15 protein-coding genes are annotated in these 14,357 nt (G+C 64.6%); 11 read left to right on the top strand and 4 right to left on the bottom strand.

Annotated elements, in window-relative coordinates:
* The first annotated feature begins 39 nt into the window (after positions 1-39).
* The 3 genes from AC3A6I_RS07530 to AC3A6I_RS07520 all read left to right on the top strand — a co-directional run bounded on the left by AC3A6I_RS07530 (position 40) and on the right by AC3A6I_RS07520 (position 3,091).
* Positions 40-1,017 carry an ABC transporter substrate-binding protein gene (locus AC3A6I_RS07530; RefSeq protein WP_487543065.1) on the top strand — a complete coding sequence of 326 codons (978 nt, stop codon included), beginning with the start codon at positions 40-42 and terminating at the stop codon, positions 1,015-1,017.
* Between the two features lie 179 nt (positions 1,018-1,196).
* Complete coding sequence (locus tag AC3A6I_RS07525) at positions 1,197-2,327, top strand: ABC transporter permease (protein WP_487543064.1); 1,131 nt, start codon at positions 1,197-1,199, stop codon at positions 2,325-2,327.
* Positions 2,324-3,091: an ATP-binding cassette domain-containing protein gene (locus tag AC3A6I_RS07520; RefSeq protein WP_487543063.1), complete on the top strand. Its 768-nt coding sequence runs from the start codon at positions 2,324-2,326 to the stop codon at positions 3,089-3,091. Before AC3A6I_RS07525 ends, AC3A6I_RS07520 begins: the two co-directional genes overlap by 4 nt.
* A 91-nt stretch (positions 3,092-3,182) precedes the next feature.
* Here AC3A6I_RS07520 and dksA read toward each other — a convergent pair whose 3' ends face one another.
* Complete coding sequence (gene dksA, locus AC3A6I_RS07515; protein WP_487543062.1) at positions 3,183-3,596, bottom strand: RNA polymerase-binding protein DksA; 414 nt, start codon at positions 3,594-3,596, stop codon at positions 3,183-3,185.
* Between the two features lie 115 nt (positions 3,597-3,711).
* Positions 3,712-4,170, bottom strand: a complete 459-nt coding sequence (locus AC3A6I_RS07510; protein ID WP_487543061.1) for a flagellar assembly protein FliX — start codon at positions 4,168-4,170, stop codon at positions 3,712-3,714.
* A 238-nt stretch (positions 4,171-4,408) separates the two neighbouring features.
* Between AC3A6I_RS07510 and AC3A6I_RS07505 the strand changes: the two genes are divergently transcribed.
* The 8 genes from AC3A6I_RS07505 (at position 4,409) to flaF (ending at position 10,890) form a co-directional block, all read left to right on the top strand.
* Positions 4,409-5,482: a flagellar basal body P-ring protein FlgI gene (locus AC3A6I_RS07505; protein ID WP_487545000.1), complete on the top strand. Its 1,074-nt coding sequence runs from the start codon at positions 4,409-4,411 to the stop codon at positions 5,480-5,482.
* Positions 5,482-5,808 carry a rod-binding protein gene (locus AC3A6I_RS07500; protein WP_487543060.1) on the top strand — a complete coding sequence of 109 codons (327 nt, stop codon included), beginning with the start codon at positions 5,482-5,484 and terminating at the stop codon, positions 5,806-5,808. The genes AC3A6I_RS07505 and AC3A6I_RS07500 overlap by 1 nt, the downstream gene beginning before the upstream one ends.
* A gap of 1 nt (position 5,809) precedes the next feature.
* Positions 5,810-6,280, top strand: coding sequence for a hypothetical protein (locus AC3A6I_RS07495; RefSeq protein WP_487543059.1), 471 nt, complete (start codon positions 5,810-5,812; stop codon positions 6,278-6,280).
* A gap of 226 nt (positions 6,281-6,506) precedes the next feature.
* The gene (locus AC3A6I_RS07490; protein WP_487543058.1) at positions 6,507-6,689 is read left to right on the top strand and encodes a hypothetical protein; all 183 of its coding nucleotides are present in this window, start codon (positions 6,507-6,509) and stop codon (positions 6,687-6,689) included.
* 242 nt (positions 6,690-6,931) lie between these two features.
* Positions 6,932-8,359, top strand: coding sequence for a flagellin N-terminal helical domain-containing protein (locus tag AC3A6I_RS07485; protein WP_487543057.1), 1,428 nt, complete (start codon positions 6,932-6,934; stop codon positions 8,357-8,359).
* Positions 8,360-8,581: 222 nt separating this feature from the next.
* The gene (locus AC3A6I_RS07480; protein WP_487543056.1) at positions 8,582-10,006 is read left to right on the top strand and encodes a flagellin N-terminal helical domain-containing protein; all 1,425 of its coding nucleotides are present in this window, start codon (positions 8,582-8,584) and stop codon (positions 10,004-10,006) included.
* A 139-nt stretch (positions 10,007-10,145) separates the two neighbouring features.
* Positions 10,146-10,532 carry a flagellar biosynthesis repressor FlbT gene (flbT, locus tag AC3A6I_RS07475; protein ID WP_487543055.1) on the top strand — a complete coding sequence of 129 codons (387 nt, stop codon included), beginning with the start codon at positions 10,146-10,148 and terminating at the stop codon, positions 10,530-10,532.
* The gene (gene flaF, locus AC3A6I_RS07470; RefSeq protein WP_487543054.1) at positions 10,522-10,890 is read left to right on the top strand and encodes a flagellar biosynthesis regulator FlaF; all 369 of its coding nucleotides are present in this window, start codon (positions 10,522-10,524) and stop codon (positions 10,888-10,890) included. Before flbT ends, flaF begins: the two co-directional genes overlap by 11 nt.
* Positions 10,891-10,971: 81 nt before the next feature.
* Here the strand turns inward: flaF and AC3A6I_RS07465 are convergent, their stop codons facing one another.
* On the bottom strand, positions 10,972-12,471 hold the full coding sequence (locus AC3A6I_RS07465; RefSeq protein WP_487543053.1) for a hypothetical protein: 1,500 nt from the start codon (positions 12,469-12,471) through the stop codon (positions 10,972-10,974).
* 12 nt (positions 12,472-12,483) lie between these two features.
* Positions 12,484-14,334 carry a flagellar hook-associated protein FlgK gene (flgK, locus tag AC3A6I_RS07460; RefSeq protein ID WP_487543052.1) on the bottom strand — a complete coding sequence of 617 codons (1,851 nt, stop codon included), beginning with the start codon at positions 14,332-14,334 and terminating at the stop codon, positions 12,484-12,486.
* Positions 14,335-14,357: the final 23 nt, after the last annotated feature.

Raw genomic sequence — 14,357 nt, 5'->3', positions numbered from 1 at the left:
CTCTTTGGAGGGTCGGGCAAACAACCGAGGGAGGGGACGATGCGCAAAGCATCGACGATGACTGCTGCCCTGCTGGGCACGATACTTCTGTCGAGCACTGCCGTTTATGCCGTCGACATCAAGATCGGCTTTCTGCCGGGCGTGGTCGATCCGTTCTACCAGGTGATGCAGCTGGGCGTCGAAGCCGCGGCCAAGGACCTCGGCATCGAGGTCGTCACGCAGGTACCGCCGACCTGGGGCGTCGAGGCGCAGACGCCGATCCTCGATGCGCTGATCGCGCGCGGCGATCTCGACTACATCATCACCGCCCCGGTCGAGAAGGACCAGATGGTGACGCCGCTGCAGCACGCGGTGGACGCGGGCATCAAGGTGATCACCGTCGACACGTTCCTCGGCGATGGCGACTATGCCAACGGCCCGGTGACCTTCCCGATCGCCTATATCGGCTCAGACAATGTCGAGGGCGGCCGCATCTCGGCCCGCGGCCTCGCGGAAGCCATTGGCGGCAAGGGCACGGTCTACATCAACTCAACCAACCCCAACGTCTCGTCGGTCGAAGGCCGCGAGCAGGGGTTCAAGGAAGTGATGGCCAACGAGTTCCCGGACATCAAGGTGCTTGGGCCCGACTACAATCTCGACGACCAGAACAAGGCGGCGCAGCAGACTGCCGCGGTGATCGAGCAGAACGAGGATCTGGTCGGCGTCTTCGGCACCAACGTGTTCTCGGCCGGCGGCGCCGGCAATGCCGTGGTCAATGCGGGCCTCGGCGGCGCCGTGCAGGTGGTCGCCTATGACGCCACGGCTGAAGCCATCGAGCTGATGGGCAAGGGTGTGGTCAGCCTCGTGCTGGCCCAAAAGCCCTACGACATGGGCTACATGGCGGTGCAGTTCGCCGCTGCCGACGCTTCCGGTGTCACCAGCCTGCCGCGCCGCGTCGAAACGGGCTTCGCCATCCTCGACAAGGATAATGTCGACGATCCCGAGTTCTCGCGCTTCATCTATAAGACCGGGAACTGAGCGATCCGACAAGACAGGGTCGGGGATACGCCCCGGCCTTGTACTGACCACCGGGTCATCCCCGCGAAAGCAGGGATCTCCGTTTGGTTCGTACCCTCAAACAGAGGTTCCCGCTTTCGCGGGAATGACACCGTGGCTGTTGAACGATCCATAGCAAGGCTCCAAACATCGGGGGTCGCGTGACCGACACGACAACAGTGCTAGGTGCGGCGGAGCCGTCGCTCTCGACCGGCCGCCGGTTCGTCCTGCTGATGAGCCGGGCGTGGGCCTGGGTGTTCCTCGGCGCCATGATCCTGTTCTTCGTCGTCGCCGTACCGTTCTTCGGCGGTGCGACGTTCCTTTCCGTGCGCAACAGCCAGAACATCCTGATGGCCATCGTGCCGGTGCTGCTGCTCGGGCTTGGTCAGACCTTCGTCATCATCGCGGCGGGCATCGATCTCAGCGTCGGCTGGGTGATGAGCCTCTCGTCGGTGTTGTCGGCGCATGCCATCCGCGCCTCCTACAATGCCGGCGTGCCGCTGTTCTTCGCCGTCGTGCTCGGCTTTCTCGCCGGCGTCGGCAGTGCCGGCGTGGTTGGGCTGGTCAATGGGCTGATCATCGCCAAGCTCAAGGTGCCGGCCTTCATCGTCACCCTCGGCACCTCGTTCATCGTGCGCGGGCTGTCACTGCTGTTCTCGGAAAACACCACGGTGATCGGCCTGCCCGAGGGCATTCGCAACTATGGCAACGAGTCGCTGTTCTACCTGGTGCGTGGCGAAGGCGGCGGCTTCTACGTGCTCGACCGACCCGAGGTGACGGGCGCCCTGCTCCGCTCCATGGACCGCATCCTCGCCTGGCCGGTGGTCATCACCGCGGTGGTGGTGATCCTCTGCATCTTCCTGCTCAAGCGCACCCAGTTCGGCCGGCACACCTACGCCATCGGCGGCTCCATGCAGGCGGCGCTGCGCACCGGCATCCCGGTCGATCGCCATATCATCAAGCTCTACATGCTGAGCTCGGCCACCGCCGGCGTCGCTGGCGTACTGTCGACGCTGCGCTTTACCGCGGGCTCCGCGGTGATCGGCGACCCGCTGCTGCTGAGCTCGATCGCGGCGGTCATCATCGGCGGGGTGAGCCTGTTCGGCGGCGCCGGCTCGATCGTGGGCACGGTGATCGGCTCGCTGATCATCGCCGTACTGACCACCGGGCTCGTGATGCTCAACGTGCAGGCGTTCTGGCAATTCATCGTCGTCGGCGCGGTGGTGATCATCGCGGTGCTGATCGACCAGTCACGCGACCTGATCCTCGGCCGGCGCGGGAGGGGCGCATGAGCGACCCGGTCCTCTCGATCCGCAACATGGTCAAGCGCTTCGGCGGCCTCGTCGCGGTCAACGATGTCAGCCTCGATATTCGTCCGGGCGAGGTGGTGGCGCTGCTCGGCGACAACGGCGCCGGCAAGTCGACGCTGATCAAGTGCGTCTCGGGCGTCCACCACGCCGACGAGGGCGAGATCCGCTTCGAGGGCAAGCCGGTGCGCTTCGACAAGCCGATCGACGCCCGCAGCGCCGGCATCGAGACGATCTACCAGGACCTGGCGCTGGCCAATAATCTCGACGTGCCGGCCAACATCTTCCTCGGGCGCGAGATGAAGAACCGCTACCTGGGCGGGCTGGTGAAGACGCTCAACGACCGCCAGATGCTGAAGGAAGCGGCGCAGAGCCTTGCCGCGCTCGACATTGTCTTTCCCACCCTGACCCAGCCGATCGAGAGCCTGTCAGGAGGACAGCGGCAGGCGGTGGCCATCGCGCGGGCCATCTACTGGAAGGCGCGGATGATGATCATGGACGAGCCGACGAACAATCTGGGCGTCCCCGAGCAGCACAAGGTGCTCGAACTGATCCGCAAGCTGCGTGACCAGGGCGTGCCGGTAATCCTCATCACCCACACCATGCCCGACGTGTTCGCGGTCGCCGACCGGATCATCGTCATGCACCGCGGCCGCAAGGTCACCGAGAAGCGGACAGCCGACACCGACGCAGCCGAGTTGGTGCAATACATGGTCGGCGCGCTCGACGACACGAGCGAGCCGGCCTGAGGCGACCATGCTCGCCACTTATCCTCCCCGCTGCTGCGGGTCGGTATAAGAGCCAAAAACGACAAGGCCCGCATCGCTGCGGGCCCTTGTCTTACTCGTCGCGGTACACCTTCTCGCGGCGCTCGTGCATTTCCTGGGCCTCCAGGGAGAGCGTGGCGATGGGCCGGGCATCGAGGCGGGCGATGCCGATCGGATCGCCGGTCTCCTCGCAATACCCGTAGGTGCCATCCTCGATCCGCTTGAGCGCCGCATCGATCTTGCTGATCAGCTTGCGCTGGCGGTCGCGGGTGCGAAGCTCGAGAGCCCGGTCACTTTCGGACGAGGCGCGATCGGCCATGTCCGGGTGGTTCTGGCTTTCTTCCTGGAGGTTTTCGAGAGTTTCGCGGCTCTCGCGGAGGATATCCTCCTTCCAGCGCTCCAGCTTCTGCCGGAAGTACTCCCGCTGGCGCGGGTTCATGAAAGGCTCGTCCGCACTAGGACGATAATCAAGAACTTCAGTCGACATTCTGACTCGATTCCAAGACGCCCCTAATGGCGGGCCTTATAGTGGCGAGGGCTAGCACTCGGCAAGCCTTGAAAATCTTAGTCATTAACGTGTGAAGAGCCTGCGGCGATTCCCGTCAGGCCGGAAACATCCCGCGTTTGGCCAGCTCGACCCGGGCCCGGAGCTCGATGTCGTCGAGCAGGCGATCGAGGCCGGGGTCGGATTTCTCCCGCGCCTGCGACATGACCGCCATGAGCTGGTTGAGGCGCCCTTCGGACATCTGGCCGGCGAGCAGGTCGGTCTTCAACGCGTCGAGCGCATCGAGCAATTGGGTGCCGCGGCGCACCGTCTTGCGTTTCTTGAGCAGCGGATCTTCGACGGCCTGCAGGGCCAGCAGCGCATCGAGGGAAGTCGACGCGGCAACATTGGCCACCGGACGCGACTGCGGCGCCTCGGAACCCTGCCCGAGCTCGAACACGCCGCCCGGCTGGGTGCGCCCGGCCGATGGCCGTCCGCCTACATTGCCTACCCGGGAATTGTTGTCGATCCGCACCGGACTCACCTGCTGCCGCCCACCGGCAAATTCTGCCGCCACCGGTTAATCTCCGGTTAACCAACCCGGCAGGACTTGCCTGCTCGCCACCCCGGATGGCGAAAATCTAGCGCTGCCGCTTGAAAAATCAAAGACTTACGGCGTCGGCGGCGAGTTGGCACGGATTTCGCAACTGCTCTGGTGATCATGGCGCATGGGGATGCGTAGGACCACCGGGGACTGCCAGATGGGCAAATTCAACATTGGACGCGCACTGTTCGGCCTCGTCGCTGCCGTGCTGATGCTGCAGCCGGCGACGACGCCGGCTTATGCCGCCGCAGCGCGCATCAAGGACATCGTCAATATCGAGGGTGTGCGCGACAACCAACTGGTCGGCTATGGCCTCGTGGTCGGCCTCAACGGCACCGGCGACGGGCTCAACAACTCGCCCTTCACCAAGCAGAGCCTGCAGGCCATGCTCGAGCGGCTGGGCGTCAACACCCGCGGCGAGAACATGCGGACGGCCAACGTCGCCGCCGTCATGGTGACCGCCAACCTGCCGCCCTTCGCCACCCAGGGCTCCCGGCTCGATGTCAGCGTCGCCGCCATCGGCGATGCCAAGAGCCTGCAGGGCGGCACGCTGCTGGTGACCCCGTTGCTCGGCGCCGACGGCGAGGCCTACGCCATCGCGCAGGGTTCGGTGACGATCAACGGGTTTTCGGCCCAAGGCGACGCGGCCTCGATCGTCTCCGGCGTGCCGACCACCGGCCGCATTTCCTCGGGTGCGCTGATCGAACGCGAGATCGGCTTCGTGCTCGGCGCGCAGCGCACCCTGCGGCTGGCGCTGCGCAACCCGGACCTGACCACCTCGCGGCGGGTGGCCCTCGCCATCAACGATTTCATCGGTATCCCGTGCGCTACGCCCGAGGATCCGGCGACGATCCGGCTCAACCTGCCGCGCAACTTCAACGGCAACATCGTCGACCTGTTGACCGATATCGAGCAGCTCGTGGTCGAAACCGACCTGCCGGCCAAGATCGTCATCGACGAGAATTCCGGCATCATCGTCATGGGCAAGGATGTCCGCGTCTCCACCGTCGCGGTGGCGCAATCCAACCTCACGGTGACCATCGCCGAGAGCCCGACGGTCGTGCAGCCCAACCCGTTGAGCCTCGGGCAGACGGCGGTCGAGCCCCGCACCGAGATCAATGTCGACTCGGCCGGCAGCAACCTCGCCATGGTCAACGAGTCCGTCAGCCTGCAGGAACTGGTCGACGGGCTCAACGCGCTGGGCATCGCGCCGCGCGACCTGATCGCGATCCTACAGGCCATCAAGGCCGCCGGGGCGCTGCAGGCCGAGATCGAGGTGCTGTGATGTCCGGCTTCGCCCCCGTCGCCTCAGCCACTCCCGCGGCATCGATCAGCCCGGCCAAGATGCTCCAGCTTCACCAGCAGGCCGAAGACCTTGAGGGCATTTTCCTCAACACCCTGTTGAAGGAAATGTTCGCCTCGCTGAAGAGCGAAAACAGCTCGGAAGGCGGCGGTTTTGCCGAGGAGACCTGGCGCGGCATGCAGGCCGAACAGATGGCCAACTCGATTGCCCAGGGCGGCGGCATCGGCCTTGCCGAAGCGCTGCTGCCCGACCTCATCGCGGCCCAGGAGGCCGCCCAGAACGCGACCGCATCACGAGGAGCGATGTAAAATGTCCAATGCCGCCGAACGGCTCGCCGCCATCGATGCCATTCCCGCCGCCGAGCTCTGCTCGAGCGCCCTCGACACGCTGCAGCGGCTGGTCGTGGTGATGAACGAGGAAACCGTGCTGCTGCGCAGCGGCAAGCCCAAAGCGGCCGGCGAGCTCACCGCCGAGAAGACCCGGCTGGCACAGGACTATATGAGCCTCGCCCGTTCGGTGCAGCGCCAGGCCAAGCGGCTGAAGGCCGAAGCACCCGAACTGGTCGAGCAACTGCTGGCCGGTCACGAGACACTGGCGACACAGATGGCCGAGAACCTCAAGGTCATCGCCACGGCCCGCGCCGTTACCGAGGATCTGTTGACCGATTTCGCTTCGACGGTCGCAGCCAGGGCGCGGCTCAAGACCTACGGCGCGGATGGCGCGCTGGGCGGCGCGAAGACGCCGGTGGCGAGTGGCGTCTCGGTGAACCGGGCGCTCTAGCCGCCCGGCATTTGCCTCAAACTGTCCCGAGCGCAGCAAGCGCCGGGCAAGGGTGCGACGGGCATCTTCGCCAGTGTTGGCAAGGGGATGCGGGATGCGCGCCAGGATAGCGCCCGAACCGATCAGCACCGGATTGGCTACCGTGGGGGACCAGCGGTCCCGCAGGGCGGCAGCGCGTGTGCGCGCCAAAGCCGCGGCGTCTCTCCCCCTCGGTCCCGAGAGCGAGTTGCCCCGGGCACCGCTCCAGCCGGAAGCCGATCCGATCTCGGCGACGTCCACCTTCGCGGCAGCGCTGCTTTCGAGCACGCATGAGACACCCGCCGAGGCCAAGCGCGAGCAGGCCCGAAAGCTCCGGCGCGCCGCCCTGCCCGCCCAGGGTTCGCTGGCCCTGACGGACCGCCGCGTATAGCCAGCGATTCCTTACCCGCCGCAGCGAAAACCCTATCCGGCAAGCTTTGCCGGTGCCGGGCAGGTTTTGCCTGCCAGTCGATTACCTATTTAATTTCAACGACGTACATCGATACCATCGACGCTCGTAGTCAGAAAATTAACTGCACCGGGCAGCATCTCGTTAACCAATCCTAAGCCGGCCTTGGCTACCATCAGCCCAATCTCAGAACGAGATGCGTTATAGCCAGAAGGAATTCACCAATGCCGGATATCAATCTGTCCAAGGCGGTTCGCTCGAACCTCTTGAGCCTTCAGTCCACCGCCGCTCAGATGGCCAAGACGCAGGAGCGTCTGGCGACTGGCCTCAAGGTGAACACCGCGCTCGATAACCCCACCAACTTCTTCACGGCCGCCTCGCTGAACAGCCGCGCGGGCGACATGGCCAACCTGCTGGACTCGATGTCCAACGGCATCAAGACGATCGAAGCCGCCGACAATGGCCTGAGCTCGATCGTGAAGACGGTGGAATCGATGCAGTCCTCGCTGCGTCAGGCCCGCCAGGACAAGTCGTTCAAGACCGAGTCCTACACTGTCACCGACACCGTAACCTCGGGCAACATTTCCTTCTCGGGCGGCTCGGTCGGCGACACCGCGGTGGACGTCTCGCTGGTCAAGAGCACTGCCAATACCGCCGGCGCCATCTCGCCCGTGGCCAACGCCGACGACGGCAAGCAGTTCACCATCACCGATGGCACGACGGCCACCGCCGACATCACGCTCGATGAAGACGATACCGTCGACGACATCGTCACCAAGATCAACGCGGCTACCGAGACGGCCGGCAACGGCATCGTCGCCTCGAACGTCAACGGCAGCATCCGGCTGACCAGCCTGGCCGGTTCGACCATCACCGTCGCCGAGGGCACCACCACGGGTGGCGCCGCCGTGCTCGGCTTCGGCGCCAGCGCGGCGACCGCCAAGACGACCGACGAGCTCGTTGCCGAGATCAACAATACCGCCACGCTGAAGGATCGCATCCGCGCCTCCAACGACAGCGGCAAGCTGCGCATCGAGAACCTCTCGACCTCGAACCTCAATGTCGATGGCGTCAGCGCTTCGGGTGCAACCGACGGCACCTCGACGAACGTGGGCGAGGTGCGCGGCAACACGGTACGCCGCAACCTCGTCACGCAGTTCAACGACCTGCGCGACCAGCTGGACAAGTTCGCCGACGACGCCTCGTTCAACGGCATCAACCTGCTGCGCGGCGACAAGCTGAAGCTGACCTTCAACGAGACCGGTTCGTCGACCATCGACATCCAGGCCAAGAACGAGGACGGCGATCCGATCTCGGTCAACAATGGCAGCCTGGGCATCGACTTCGTCGAGGACGCCGATTTCGACAGCGACGCGACGATCGACGAGAAGCTCGACGTGCTGGCGAGCGCCCTGCTCTCGCTCCGCTCGCTGGCGTCGTCCTTCGGCTCGAACCTGTCGATCGTCGAGAACCGTACCGACTTCACCAAGAAGATGATCAACACGCTGGAGACCGGTGCGGCGAACCTGACCCTCGCCGACACCAACGAGGAAGCGGCCAACCTGCTCGCCCTGCAGACCCGCCAGCAGCTCAGCTCCACGGCACTGTCGATGGCCTCGCAGGCCGACCAGGCCGTGCTGCGCCTGTTCTAAGAGCAGCGATCACCGTGAATACGGAAAGGCGGGCCTCGGCCCGCCTTTTTCGTTTCGGCCCAGAGTAAACTCAGCATTAACCGTGTTTTCGAGCGCTCACGGAAAGTTCAAACGCCAAATCGAACTTAAGACTTCTTTCGACTCTCGCGGCGATGATCCCGGCACGTCTCAGGAGAGACGGCGTTAGTAACTGAGTAACGGACCCAGAAAGGGCCTATCGAAATGGCTGATGTCAATCTGTCAAAGGCAGTTCGCTCGAACCTGCTGAGCCTGCAGTCCACCGCTGCCAACATGGCCAAGACGCAGGAGCGTCTGGCGACTGGCCTCAAGGTGAACTCGGCGCTCGATAACCCGACCAATTTCTTCACCGCCGCCTCGCTGAACAGCCGTGCCGGCGACATGGCCAACCTGCTCGACTCCATGTCCAGCGGTATCAAGACCATCGAAGCTGCCGACAATGGCCTGAGCTCGATCACCAAAACCGTCGAGTCGATGCAGTCGACCCTGCGTCAGGCGCGCCAGGACAAGTCGTTCAAGACCGAGTCCTACACTGTCACCGACACCGTAACCTCCGGCAATATCTCCTTCTCGGACGGTTCCGTCGGCTCCACCGCCGTCGACGTTTCGCTGGTCAAGAGCGAAGCCGTGACCGGCGCCGCGGTCTCGCCCGTGGCCAATGCCGATGACGGCAAGCAGTTCACCATCACCGACGGCACCACGGCCACCGCCGACATCACGCTCGAGGAAGACGATACCGTCGACGACATCGTCACCAAGATCAATGCGGCTACCGAGACGGCCGGCAACGGTATCGTCGCCTCGAACGTCAACGGCAGCATCAAGCTGACCAGCCTGGCCGGTGCGACCATTACCGTTGCCGAAGGCACCACCACGGGTGGCGCCGCCGTGCTCGACTTCGACGCCAGCGCGGCCGTCGCCAAGACGACCGACGAACTCGTCTCGGAGATCAACAACACCGACGCTCTGGCCGGCAAGGTGCTGGCTTCGAATGACAGCGGCAAGCTGCGCATTCAGAACCTGTCCTCGGACGAACTGACCGTCGGCGGCGTTTCGACCTCGGGTGCCACCGATGGCACCTCGAGCGGCTCGACCGTGGGCGGCAACACTGTCCGCAAGAACCTGACCAAGCAGTTCAACGACCTGCGCGATCAGCTGGACAAGTTCGCCGACGACGCCTCGTTCAACGGCATCAACCTGCTGCGCGGCGACAAGCTGAAGCTGACCTTCAACGAAACCGGCACCTCGACCATCGACATCCAGGCCAAGGATGCCGACGGCGACGCCACCTCGGTGAACAACGGCACGCTGGGCATCACCTCCGCGACCGATACCGACTTCGATAGCGACGCCGCCATCGACGCCCGTCTCGCAACGCTCTCGGATGCGCTCGGCCAGCTCCGTTCGCTGTCGTCGTCCTTCGGTTCCAACCTGTCGATCGTGCAGAACCGCCAGGACTTCACCAACAAGATGATCAACACCCTCGAGACCGGTGCGGCGAACCTGACGCTCGCCGACACGAACGAGGAAGCGGCGAACCTGCTCGCCCTGCAGACCCGGCAGCAGCTGTCTTCGACGGCGCTGTCGATGGCCTCGCAGTCCGACCAGGCCGTGCTGCGCCTGTTCTAAGACCGGCGATCATGACGAAATGCGGAAAGGCGGGCTTCGGCCCGCCTTTTTCATGCCCGCAGCGATGCGCTGCCGGTAGCGTTTTGGTTAGGGACGGCATGCACTATGCTCGCCACGGAATCACGGGTGAGTACGCATAATGTCCCTCAAGGTCGAGCTGAAGCCGGGCGAGAAGCTGATCGTCGGCAATTGCGTCATCACCAACTCGGACCAGCGCACGCGCCTGTTCATCGACGGCAAGGCGCCGATCCTGCGCGAGAAAGATATCCTCACGCTGGATACTGCCGACAGCCCGGCCAAGCGGATCTATTTCGCGGTACAGCTGATGTACATCCATGAGGACGTGCAGCGACTCACCAATGATTATTTCGGCCTTGTCAACGAGATCGTCACGGCGGCGCCATCAACGGTTCGCATTGTTGACGAAATCAATAACGAGATATTAACCGGCAATCTGTACAAGGCACTCAAGGCTGCAAAAAAGCTGATCCAGTACGAGCAGGAACTTCTGGCAAATGCAAAATAATGCGGCGCTAGCCTACCAGCAGGTAGGCAGGCAGACGATCAATCCGCGTCTTCTCGAAGCCAACCTGCTTTCCCGTGCTGCCGGCCAGCTCCAGCGAATCCGGGACGATTGGGACAACGAGCTGCATGAACTCGGCCCTGCCCTGGCCTTCAACCGCAAGCTGTGGACGGTGTTCCTGGGCTCGGTGACGGGTGAGGAAAGCCAGCTGCCCAAGGGGTTGCGCGAGAATATCGCGAACCTGGGACTGTTCGTGATGAAGCACACGATGACCATCCAAGCGGAGCCGGCGGCAGGCAAGCTCACAGTATTGATAAATATAAACCGCGAGCTGGCGATGGGGCTGCGCGGGCAGCCTTAGGCCGAAAACGGCAAGTTGGTATGGGAAAAACCCGCGCTTGGCGCGGGTTTTGTCGTTCGTAGTCCATGAACTTCTGCCAGGCTAACGCAGGTAGTTCACCAAAGAGAGCTGGCTGAGCAGCGAGGTGGTCTGGTAGCTCGCCTCGAGGCGGGTCTTCAGCGCCAGCAGCTCCATGGCGATCTGCTCGGTCGGCGCCTCCTCGATCTGCTCGAGCATGTTGCCGAGCTGGGCCGAGTGCGCGGTGTGACGCTCGCCGACGGCGCCGGTGGTCGAGAGCGCCAGCCCCAGTTCTACCGAGATGGCGGCGAGGGATCCGGCATTGTTGTCGCGGGTATCGGCGAGGCGCTCGGCCTGGCGCGACATGACGGCGGTGTAGCGCTGCTCCGAGGTCGGGTCGGCGTCGGGGAAATCCTGCACGGCGAGAGCCGCGAGCGAACGAACGAGGTCGACCAAGCCCATCTCGTTGGCCTGGACGCCATAGCCGACGGTGGTGCCCTCCCCGACGCGGGCGGTGACGGTGTTGCGCGGGTCGGCGCTGTCCTCGCCCCGGTACCATAGCACTGTATTGGCCGAGGTGCCGGCGACATAGCCGGTGGCGCTGTCGAAGGGCGGGCCGTCGACCCGCTGCACCGGCTGGCCCTGGCCGTTGAAGAAGTTCTCGGCGGCGGCATAGGCGGAGGCCGAGACCATGGAGGTTTCGGCGAGCTGCTTGACCGAGCCACCGAGTGCGGCGGCGAAGTTGGCGGCGGTCGTGTCGGCGTCGGCGCCGATCTGGAACTCGCCGGGCCCGGCCGTGCCGGTGGTGGCGACGAGGGTGATCTGCTCCTCGGTACCGTCGGGCAAGGTGAAGCTCAGCTGCACCTTGTCGCCGGCGACGGGGAGGGTCGCGCCGAACTGCACGGTCAACGATTGCGGCGCGCCGGTCGGTGCGGTGACCGAGATATTGGACGAGGTGGTGGTGATGCCCGAGAGCTTCATGCCGAAGACGGTGTTCTCCTCGGCCAGCGTGACGGTGTCGGCCACAGCGGTGATGTCGAGCCGGCCCTGATGATCGGCGCCGAGATCGGCGAGCTTGCGCTCACCGGCGACCTGCTTGAAGCCGGCGCGGCCCCCTACTCCGTTCATCACCTCGGACGGCAGGGCCACGGGCTTCTGGTCGGTGAGGTTGCCGCCGAACATGTAGCGACCGGCGATATCGGTATTGAGCAGCGTCAGCACCTCGTCGAGGCGGGACATAGCGAGGGTCGGCGCGGTCTGGAAGTTGATGCCGGAGGTACCGCCGCCGCCCGAGAGTGCCGCGGCGCGCGCGTCGCTCTCGATGGCGTCGAGACGGGTCAGCGTGGAATCCAGCACCTCGAGGCGCAGGTTCACCGTGGAGATGGTGTCCTTGTAGCCCTCGATGCGCGACATGCGCTGGCGCAAAGCCAGGTCGAAATAGCGGGTCGAACCCATCTCGGCGAGGTTCGAAGCCTTCTCGCCGGTCGCCATCTGGAGCTGAAGCTTGTCGTAGCGCTCCTTCATGGCGGTGATGTTCCTGATGCCGTTGGCGAGCGGGAACATCGTCTTGCTGACCGTGGTCATGAGCTAGTGCCCCTAGAAGAGTTGCATCACGGCGTCCATCAACTCCTGGACGACCGACATCACCCGCGCATTGGCGGCAAAGGCATTCTGCAGTTCCATGAGGCGCGCCATCTCCTCGTCGACGTCGACGCCATACTCGGCGTCGAGCCGCTGATTGAGCGCGTCGAGCGTCAGCTCCTGGGTGTCGGCGTCGGCGATCGCGGTGGCGGCGGCATTGCCCTGGAAGTTGAGCGTCTGCGAGATCATGTCGGCAACGGTGCCGCCAAGACGGAAGCTTGCCTGCGAGCCGCTGACGCCCTTGCCGCCGGCAAAGCGCAGGTCATCGAGATTGTCGATCAGCCGGTTGAGGCGATCCTGGTCGCCGAGCGGAGTGGTCGAGATGTACTGGACGAGCAGCTTGTTGTCGGTCAGCAAATCCTGATTGATGCTGATGCGGCCGGCAAAGCCGAGCTTCTGGCCAACACCGTCGAGGTAGTTGGTATAGTCGGCATTGTTGCTGTCGACGAAGAGCGACAGCCCGAGGCCTCCATCCTGCGGACCGGTGGACGTGGTGCGGGTCGAAAGCGACAGCATGTCGGTGGTGCCGGCGGCGCCATCGTCCATGATGCGCAGGGTCGAGCCCGCAGGATTACCGACGACGAGATTGCCGCCCAACTTCTGCTGCAGCTGCGCCGCGACCGAGGCGGGGCCGTCCGAGAAATCGAGGCCGATGACGCGGGCGCCGTTGGCATCGACATAGTCCATCGGCAGCTTGCTGGTGTCATCGACGCGCAGCACGCGGACGGTCTTCTGGCCGCCGCCCTGCACGTAGGTGAAGCTCAGCTCGTTGCCGTTACGGATCCCCCCGATGTCGACCTCGTAGCCGTTGGCCGGGCCGGCCGTCACCTGCGTGCCCTGGGTCACGTTGGTGGACATGGCCAGCGCCAGCGACGAAGCGATCTCGTCGAGCTGGTCCTGCGCCTCGACCAGCGACTTGTCGCGCAGCTCGATCAGGCCGGCGAGCTCGCCCGAGGAGAGGACGTTCTGCTTGACGAGATCGATCTCCAGCCCGGCGGGCGTCATCAGCTTGAGCTTGCCCACGCCGCTCAGCGCATCGTCGGGGCTGAAGCGGGAGGCGGCCGACAGGGCGCCGGCACTCTGATACTGGAAGACCGAAGCCTTGACGTCGAGGATGCCGACGCCCGAGCGGGTCATCAGCGCCACGGTGCCGTCGCCGCGATAGCTGACGCGCAGGTCCATCTGCTGCGACAGGCCCTCGACGAGACGATCGCGCTGATCCATCAGGGTAGCACGCGAGGTGGGATCTATACCCTGGTCGGCGAGGCGGTTGTTGATCCGCTCGAGCGACTGCAGCTGGTTGTTGATGCCGTCAACGCTGTTGGAGAGCTGAGCCTCGATCTCCTGACGCAGCGACTGGATGTCGCCGGTCAGCCGGTTGAGCGTGCCGGCAAGCGCCTGCGCCTTGGAGATGAGCTCGGCGCGGCTGGCATAGGTATCAGGACTGGTGGCGGCCGCCGCGAGCGCGCTCTCGAATGCGGTATAGGCGCTGTCGATCGAACCGGTGGTGCCGGGCTTGCCGAACAGGGTCTGCACGCGATCGAGGTAGCCGGCCTTGACGCTCGAGAAGCCGGACTCGGCGGTGGCGCGGGTATAGTGGGCCTGCAGACTGAGGTTGAAGGCGCGGGTGAGCTCGCCCTCGCGGGCATAGGTCGAGTTGACGCCGAGCGCGTCGATGACGCTGAGCGAGCGACGGTGATAGCCGGGCGTGCCGGCATTGGCGACGTTGTTGGAGAGCGTGTCGAGCGCGCTCTGGCCCACCTTCATGCCGGAGAGCGCATTGCTGAGGGTAACGGAAAGCCCCATGTCCTAACCTGCTCCGACGCTCC

Source organism: Devosia sp. Soil_C_22, from assembly GCF_057657195.1.
This window is presented reverse-complemented; position numbering and strand designations above follow the sequence as displayed.

Bases quoted from the DNA above. Each gene is read 5' to 3' on its own strand.
- AC3A6I_RS07530 (WP_487543065.1), top strand. From the start codon at position 40: ATGCGCAAAGCATCGACGATGACTGCTGCCCTGCTGGGCACGATACTT.
- AC3A6I_RS07505 (WP_487545000.1), top strand. From the start codon at position 4,409: ATGCTGCAGCCGGCGACGACGCCGGCTTATGCCGCCGCAGCGCGCATC.
- flgK (WP_487543052.1), bottom strand. From the start codon at position 14,334: ATGGGGCTTTCCGTTACCCTCAGCAATGCGCTCTCCGGCATGAAGGTG.
- AC3A6I_RS07520 (WP_487543063.1), top strand. From the start codon at position 2,324: ATGAGCGACCCGGTCCTCTCGATCCGCAACATGGTCAAGCGCTTCGGC.
- AC3A6I_RS07500 (WP_487543060.1), top strand. From the start codon at position 5,482: ATGTCCGGCTTCGCCCCCGTCGCCTCAGCCACTCCCGCGGCATCGATC.
- flaF (WP_487543054.1), top strand. From the start codon at position 10,522: ATGCAAAATAATGCGGCGCTAGCCTACCAGCAGGTAGGCAGGCAGACG.
- dksA (WP_487543062.1), bottom strand. From the start codon at position 3,596: ATGTCGACTGAAGTTCTTGATTATCGTCCTAGTGCGGACGAGCCTTTC.
- AC3A6I_RS07465 (WP_487543053.1), bottom strand. From the start codon at position 12,471: ATGACCACGGTCAGCAAGACGATGTTCCCGCTCGCCAACGGCATCAGG.
- AC3A6I_RS07485 (WP_487543057.1), top strand. From the start codon at position 6,932: ATGCCGGATATCAATCTGTCCAAGGCGGTTCGCTCGAACCTCTTGAGC.
- AC3A6I_RS07495 (WP_487543059.1), top strand. From the start codon at position 5,810: ATGTCCAATGCCGCCGAACGGCTCGCCGCCATCGATGCCATTCCCGCC.
- AC3A6I_RS07480 (WP_487543056.1), top strand. From the start codon at position 8,582: ATGGCTGATGTCAATCTGTCAAAGGCAGTTCGCTCGAACCTGCTGAGC.
- flbT (WP_487543055.1), top strand. From the start codon at position 10,146: ATGTCCCTCAAGGTCGAGCTGAAGCCGGGCGAGAAGCTGATCGTCGGC.